Here is a 681-nt window from a genome sequence, read left to right as displayed (position 1 = left end):
ATGAACACCTGCGCGCCATGATCCAGTTCGGCCAGGCGTTCTCCATCCCTGCACCGAATGACGAGCACTTTGCTAGAGCGATCCTCGACCACAGCCAGGCGCTCGCCATCAGGCGAGAATGCCATCACCTGCACGGGACCCATCTTCGCAAGCTTGCTAAAGGTCCATCCCGCTGGCTGGGAGCGCCCCAACCAGACTGAGTCCGCTGTGGCTAAGGCTACGTGACGGCCAGCCAAAGCAATAATGCCCGCCGAGACTTCACCCAAGGTCCGCCCTGCAGATCCTTCCAGCACCAGCACGGCCCGTTTCGCCTCCCTGTCATTGCCCCTCGCCTGCCAGAGATCGCCTCCGTCGCTCATCATCAGCCAGGAGTCATGGACCGCGTCGAACCAAGCGAGTGCCAAGCGGCCCGAAATCGGCCAAGCATACGCTGACTCGCCATGACGCTGCAAATCGCAGCTATACACCCGGTGCTGGTATCCAGATAGCAGCAGCCACCGCCCTCCCGGCGCCACCGAAAGGTGGCGCACATCGCCCGCCGGTAATCGGCATGCGACGCCAGCATCTAGCAGTCGATCACCTTCGATCTGTACTTCACGCAAGGTCCCGGTGGCCTCTGCCACCCAGAGCCGCTTGCCGTCAGCCGACGCCTGCACGGCCTCCACTTTGGCCGGCGAGCGT

General features: G+C 63.1%; 1 protein-coding gene. It reads right to left on the bottom strand.

Annotated elements, in window-relative coordinates; translation table 11 throughout:
- The coding region (locus tag E4Q23_RS21230) for a hypothetical protein (protein WP_423753375.1) at positions 1–681 on the bottom strand (681 nt) is incomplete at both ends.

It is taken from the genome of Candidatus Accumulibacter phosphatis (genome assembly GCF_012939955.1).
Lineage (GTDB): Bacteria > Pseudomonadota > Gammaproteobacteria > Burkholderiales > Rhodocyclaceae > Accumulibacter > Accumulibacter delftensis.
The sequence above is the reverse complement of the archived record's forward strand: the minus strand, read 5'-3'. Positions and strand labels throughout refer to the sequence as shown.